This is a genomic window from Brachyspira pilosicoli, from assembly GCF_019402445.1.
Lineage (GTDB): Bacteria > Spirochaetota > Brachyspiria > Brachyspirales > Brachyspiraceae > Brachyspira > Brachyspira pilosicoli_B.
This window is the reverse complement of the sequence record NZ_SRZM01000182.1, coordinates 1-6,819: the sequence shown is the minus strand read 5'-3', so window position 1 is coordinate 6,819 and position 6,819 is coordinate 1. Positions and strand designations below refer to the sequence as shown.

At 28.0% G+C, this 6,819-nt stretch carries 6 protein-coding genes; 4 read left to right on the top strand and 2 right to left on the bottom strand.

Translation table 11 applies throughout. The annotated features are described in order from the left end of the window. Positions 1-125 precede the first annotated feature (125 nt). The 3 genes from rhaB to rhaD are packed head-to-tail and all read left to right on the top strand — an operon-like array spanning position 126 to position 3,624. A complete protein-coding gene (gene rhaB / locus E6A48_RS06770) occupies positions 126-1,529 on the top strand; it encodes a rhamnulokinase (protein ID WP_219709284.1) in 1,404 nt (467 codons plus the stop codon). Between the two features lie 13 nt (positions 1,530-1,542). Further along, positions 1,543-2,787 (top strand): L-rhamnose isomerase, encoded by a 1,245-nt coding sequence (locus tag E6A48_RS06765; protein ID WP_219709283.1) that lies wholly within the window; start codon positions 1,543-1,545, stop codon positions 2,785-2,787. Positions 2,788-2,799: 12 nt separating this feature from the next. Further along, on the top strand, positions 2,800-3,624 hold the full coding sequence (gene rhaD / locus E6A48_RS06760; protein ID WP_219709282.1) for a rhamnulose-1-phosphate aldolase: 825 nt from the start codon (positions 2,800-2,802) through the stop codon (positions 3,622-3,624). A gap of 66 nt (positions 3,625-3,690) precedes the next feature. Here the strand turns inward: rhaD and dcd are convergent, their stop codons facing one another. Further along, on the bottom strand, positions 3,691-4,209 hold the full coding sequence (dcd, locus tag E6A48_RS06755) for a dCTP deaminase (RefSeq protein ID WP_219709281.1): 519 nt from the start codon (positions 4,207-4,209) through the stop codon (positions 3,691-3,693). A gap of 98 nt (positions 4,210-4,307) precedes the next feature. Between dcd and E6A48_RS06750 the strand changes: the two genes are divergently transcribed. Beyond that, the gene (locus tag E6A48_RS06750; RefSeq protein ID WP_219709280.1) at positions 4,308-5,639 is read left to right on the top strand and encodes a glucose-6-phosphate isomerase; all 1,332 of its coding nucleotides are present in this window, start codon (positions 4,308-4,310) and stop codon (positions 5,637-5,639) included. Positions 5,640-5,699: 60 nt separating this feature from the next. Here E6A48_RS06750 and E6A48_RS06745 read toward each other — a convergent pair. Continuing rightward, positions 5,700-6,819 (bottom strand): NAD(P)-dependent alcohol dehydrogenase (locus tag E6A48_RS06745; protein ID WP_258018565.1); only part of this gene is annotated, 1,120 nt, incomplete at its 5' end.

Sequence of the window (6,819 nt, the reverse complement as noted above, 5' to 3'; positions counted from 1 at the left end):
ATTATTTTCAATTTTCATATATAACTATCAAATAAATTTAAGCAAAAAAAAACACTATTAGTTTTAAATTTGGACCTTATCAAAAAAAATAATTTAATTAAAATGATTACATAAAGGTTATAAATATGAATAAATATAAATATTTTTTAGCTATTGATATAGGTGCTTCTAGCGGAAGACATATATTAGGTTATATTAATAACAATAATCTAATAGAAATAGAAGAAATACATCGTTTTAATAATAATATAATAAATAGAAATTCTCATTTATGTTGGGATTTAAATTATCTATTTTCTGAAATTTTAAATGGATTAAAAAAATGTAAATCTATTAATAAAATTCCTTCATCTTTAGCAATAGATACTTGGGGAGTAGATTTTGTACTTTTAGATGAAAATGATAAATTAGTAGGAGATAGTGTTAGTTATAGAGATAAAAGAACTTACAATATAATAGATGAAGTTTATTCATTAATACCAAAAGAAGATTTATATAAAAAAACAGGAATACAAAATTTAGTTTTTAATACAATTTATCAATTATTTTCTATAAAAAAAGAAAATAAAAATTATTTTAAAAAAGTTAAAAATTTTTTAATGATTCCTGATTATTTTAATTTTTTATTAACAGGTAACAAATTTAATGAACATACTAATGCCTCTACTACTCAACTTCTAAATATAGAAAAATCAAATTGGGATTATGATATATTAAAAGTATTAGGAATACCAAATAATATTTTTCAAAATATAATAGAGCCTGGAACTCATATAGGTTTTTTGAGAAAAGAAATTAAAGAGAAAATAGGATTTGATTTAGAAGTAATATCTGCTCCTTCTCATGATACAGCATCTGCAATATTGTCTGTACCTAGTATAGATGATGATTTCTTATATATTAGTTCTGGAACTTGGTCGCTTTTAGGCAGTGAACTTAAAGAATATAATAATTCTCTTGAAAGTTTTAGACTTAATTTTACTAATGAAGCTGGATATAATAATACCTACAGATATTTAAAAAATATTATGGGTTCTTGGATTATTCAAAATATAAAAAAAGAACTAAATAATAAATACTCTTTTTCTGAATTAAGTGAAATGGCTGAAAAAACAAATACAAATATAATAATAGATGTTAATGATGATTTATTTTTATCTCCTAGTTCTATGATTGATTCCATAAAAAAGTATTGTATTGATAATTTCAAATATGAGCCTAAAAGCATAAGTGAAATAACAAGTATAGTATATAATAGCTTAGCCAAAAGTTATTCTAACACAATAAAAGATATAAAAACTATATTAAATAAAGAAACAAATAATATCTTTATAATAGGTGGAGGTTCACAAGACAATTATTTAAATTTGTTAACAGCTAAAGAAAGTGGTCTGAATGTATTCTCTGGACCTATAGAAGCAACAGCTACTGGTAATATAGTATGTCAAATGTTAAATAAAAATATTTTCTCATCTGTAAAAGAAGCTAGAAAATATATCTTTAAATCTTTTTCTATAAATAAAATTTAGGAGTGTAAAATAAATGTCTAATTATAAGCAAGCAAAAGAAATATATAAAAAAATTGGAGTAGACACAGATAAGGCATTAGAAAAACTTCAAAATATTCCAATATCTATACACTGTTGGCAAGGAGATGATGTTTCAGGATTTGATTCTAAAGAAGCACTTAGTGGTGGAATACAAACAACAGGAAACTATTTGGGTAAAGCTAGAAATCCTGAAGAATTGATGCTAGATATTGATAAAGCACTTAGTTTAATTCCTGGAAAACATAAATTAAATTTACATGCTAGTTATGCTATATTTCAAGATGGAGAGTATGTAGATAGAGATAAATTAGAGCCAAAACATTTTTCTAAATGGGTAGAATTTGCCAAAAAAAGAAATTTAGGTCTTGATTTTAATCCTACATTTTTTTCTCACCCTAAAGCAAGGGAATTTACACTATCAAGTCCTAATGAAGAAATAAGGTCATTTTGGGTGAAGCATGCAATTGCATGTATAAGAATTTCAGAATATTTTGCTAGTGAATTAAAACAACCTTGTGTAATGAATATATGGATTCCAGATGGTTATAAGGATATACCAGCTGATAGAATTTCTCCTAGAATGAGATATAAAAAATCGTTAGATGAAATTCTTTCTATAGATTACGATAAAGAAAAAGTATTGGTATGTTTGGAATCTAAAGTATTTGGAATAGGGGTAGAAAGCTATACTGTAGGCTCTTCTGAATTTTGTATGAATTACTCTATGCAAAAAGGAATTACTCCGTTGATGGATAATGGACATTATCACCCTACGGAAATGGTTTACGATAAGATTTCTTCTATGCTAATGTTTAATAAATATTTGGCTTTACATATAACAAGACCAGTAAGATGGGATTCGGATCATGTTATACTTTTTGATGATGAAACTAGAGAAATTTGCAAAGAAATAACAAGATGTGATGATATATCAAGAATTAAAATAGCTACAGATTATTTTGATGCTAGTATAAATAGAATAGCTGCTTGGGTTATAGGAATAAGAAATGTACAAAAATCATTGTTATATGGATTATTACAGCCAAATGACACTCTTAAAAAACTGCAATTAAATGGAGATATGACAGAACTTATGCTAATGCAAGAAGAATTAAAGATATATCCTATAGGGGAAGTTTGGAAGGAATTTTGCAATCAAAATGGTGTATGTGCTACAGAAGAATGGTTTAATGAAATTAAAGATTATGAAAAAAATATTCTATCAAAAAGAGTTTAAAGGATTAATAAAATGAATTATAATATAAAATTTATTAAAGGGTTTATTGATTTAGCTAAAAGTGGGTATAATCAAAATTGGCATGAGAGAAATGGAGGTAATTTAAGTTATAGATTAAATGAAAAAGATGTTGAAGAAGTATATCAATTTCTCAACTTTGATGGTGAATCTTATTCTATAGGATTATCTGTACCTCAATTATCTAATGAATATTTTCTTGTTACAGGTTCAGGTAAATTCTTTAAAAATGTTGAAGAATATCCTGATGAAAATATTTGTATAATAAAAATAGATGATAAAGGAGAAAATTATCAAATATTATGGGGGCTTTCAAATGGAGGAAAGCCTACAAGTGAACTTCCAACACATCTTATGAATCATGAAATAAAAAAGGTTTTAACTAATGGTAAGCATAGAGTAATATATCATTGTCATCCTACTAATATTATAGCACTTACTTTTATACTTCCACTAGATTATAAAGTGTTTACAAGAGAACTTTGGGAGATGGCTACTGAATGCCCTGTTGTATTTCCAAATGGAATTGGTATAGTAAAATGGATGGTCCCAGGAGGAATAGAAATAGCTATAGAAACATCTAAACTTATGAAAGATTTTGATGCTGTTATTTGGGCACATCATGGATTATTTTGTTCAGGTGAAAATTATGATATAACTTTTGGATTAGCACATACGATTGAGAAGTCTGCTGAAATATTAGTAAAAGTTATGTCTATCACAAATAATAAAAAACAAACAATTAGTCCTCAAAATTTTAGAGATTTAGCTGTAGATTTTAAAGTTAAATTGGATGAAAAATTTTTATTTGATAAATGAATATTTTTATATAAAAGCATTCTTAAAATATAATATTGCAGCAATCATTAAAGGTTGCTGCAAAAATTATTTAAAATCTTTATAAAGCATACTTGCCTGAACATCAGTGTTGTTTTGATACTTACTGCTTGCATATTCTTCATATTCACCGTCTATAGTGTGATAATAAAGTTGAGCAATTTCTACTTCTGGATATATTATTATAGGCTTAATGCAAAATATCTCTAAAGTCCAAAAACCTGCAAAACCAACATCTCCAAACCCTGCAGTAATATGTATAAATATGCCAAGTCTTCCTATAGATGACCTACCCTCTATCATAGGTACATACTTTTTTGTTTTAGTATATTCTAAAGTTCTTCCTAAATATAATTGATTAGGCTCTAGTTGGTATCCTGCTTCGGGTATAATGATTTCTTTAGTTTCATTAGGTTTTTTCATATCCAATACATTGTCTTTATATACTAAAAGTTTATTATGAAGCCTTACATTATAGCTATTTGAGTTTAATTGCTTTCTGTTAAAAGGCTCTATTATAATATTTTTATTTAAATTCTTTTCTATTTCAAGTCCAGACAAAATCATTTTATTTGTACCTTATTTTTTTATATTTATTTCTTTATTTTTCGGTATTATTATTGTATAATTTATGTATTATAAAACTATAATATGAGGTGTAAAAAATGCTATCTATAAATTATAAAAACGTATTAAGTTTTTTGCAAGAGCATGAATTAGAATATTTAGCAAGCTCAGCACAGTACGCTAATGAGCTTTTAGAAAATAAAAAAGGTGCTGGCAATGATTTTTTAGGTTGGGTTAATCTTCCGACTGAAGCTATGAAGATGGTAAAAGATATAGAAGCATTAGCAAAAGAAATAAGAGAAAATGCTGAAGTATTAGTATCTGTTGGTATTGGAGGTTCATATCTTGGAGGAAGAGCTGTTATAGAATCTTTCTTAAACCCTTTTGCTCAAGCTAAAAAAGGTAATACTCAAGTTATATATGCTGGTCATAATATGAACGGTGAATATTTCAAACATTTATTAGATTATTTAAAAGATAAAGATTTTTATATTAATGTTATATCAAAAAGCGGAACTACTACAGAACCTGCTATAGCTTTTAGAGTATTAAAAGAATATGCTGAAAAAAGATACGGCAAAGAAGGAGCTGCAAAAAGAATAATAGCTACTACTGATAAGGCAAAAGGGGCATTAAAAACATTATCTACAGAAAATAAATACAGAACTTTTGTAATACCTGATGATGTTGGCGGAAGATATTCTGTGCTTACTCCTGTTGGACTTATACCTATAGCTGTTGCTGGAATAGATATTAAAGAGCTTATAAAAGGCTTTGACTCTATGGCTAAAGCTACAAAAAAACAAGATTATAAGAAAAACCCTTCTATGCTTTACGCTATGATAAGAAATGCACTTTATAGTAAAGGGTTTAATACAGAAATAATGGTAAACTATATACCAAGAATGCATTATATATCTGAATGGTGGAAACAATTATACGGAGAAAGTGAAGGTAAAGACAAGAAAGGTATATTACCTGCTTCTGTAGATTTCTCTACTGATTTGCACTCTTTAGGTCAATTTATACAAGATGGAAGAAGGGGATTATTTGAAACTGTTATAAGAGTAAATGAAGAAGAAATAGATTTGAAAGTAAAAAAAGAAGAATCCGATTTAGATGGACTTAACTACTTAAAAGGAAAGTCTTTACATCAAATAAATAAATCTGCATTAGAGGCTACTGTTTTAGCACATGTTGATGGAGGAGTACCTAATATAATAGTAGATATAGACAAGATTACTCCATTTACTATTGGAGAGCTTATGTATTTCTTTGAGAAAGCTTGCGGTATATCTGGACATATACTTGGAGTTAATCCATTTGACCAGCCTGGAGTTGAGGCTTATAAGAAAAATATGTTTGCTATGCTTGGTAAAAAGGGTTATGAAAAAATGGGAAAAGAATTAAAAGCAAGATTAAATAAATAATTTTTTACGTTATAAATAAAGGGATATAGCTATTTGCAATATCCCTTTTTTATTTTGAAATTATTTATTTATACTTCTCATATCTATTACGTATCTAAATTTTACTTTACCATCTATAACTTTTCTATAAGCATCTGATATAGTTTGGGCATCTGCTTTTATTATTTCAACAGTAGGATAAATATTATTTTCTATAGAATAGTTTAGCATTTCCTGAGTTTCCTTTATGCCACCTATAAGTGAACCAAATAATTTTTTACTGCCATGCTGCCCTACCATTGCTATGAGTGTAGGCATTTTTGATGTGCGAGGAAGTCCCAATATACACATAGTACCTCCCCTCTTAAGCATACTCATATACATATTAACATCATAGTAGGCTGGAATAGTACTTATCACATAATTAAGAGTATTGTTAAGATTTTTTAAATCCTCTGGATTATTAACATTAACATATCTTGCAACACCCATATTTAAAGCATCCTCTCTTTTATCTTCTGTTATGTCAAATACTGTAACTTCTGCCCCTAATTTCACAGCATATTTCACAGCCATAGAGCCAAGCCCACCAAATCCAGCAATACCTATTTTTTCGCCTTTTTGTACATTCATTACTTGTATAGGTGAATATGTAGTAATGCCCGCACAAAGAAGCGGAGCAACTTTATCAAGTTCAGCATTGTCTGGTATAAGTATTGCAAAATTTTCGGATACTACTATATTATCAGAGTATCCCCCTTGAGTGATTTCATTATTATGGAATCTGTCTCTTGAGCCGTAAGTAAAAACAGCTCTATTTAAACAATACTGCTCTAAATTATCTAAACAGCTTTCACACTCTCCGCAAGAGTTTACCATACACCCAACTCCTGCAAAATCACCAACTTTGAATTTTTCTACAGCACTTCCAACTTGTATAACCCTTCCAGCTATTTCATGCCCTACAACCAAAGGAGTATTGCTTGATTTACCTTCAACCATATGTATATCACTATGGCATATCCCTGCATAAAGTATCTCTATTAATATATCATTGCTTCCTACTGAATGTCTTGTAAACTCATAATATTTAAAATCCATATTAGCTGAAATGGCAGCAAAGCCTCTTGATTTTATTCTTCCGTCTGAATTAGTTTGTATGTTAATAGGAGCTTTTTTTAACTCCTCATTATACATTGCA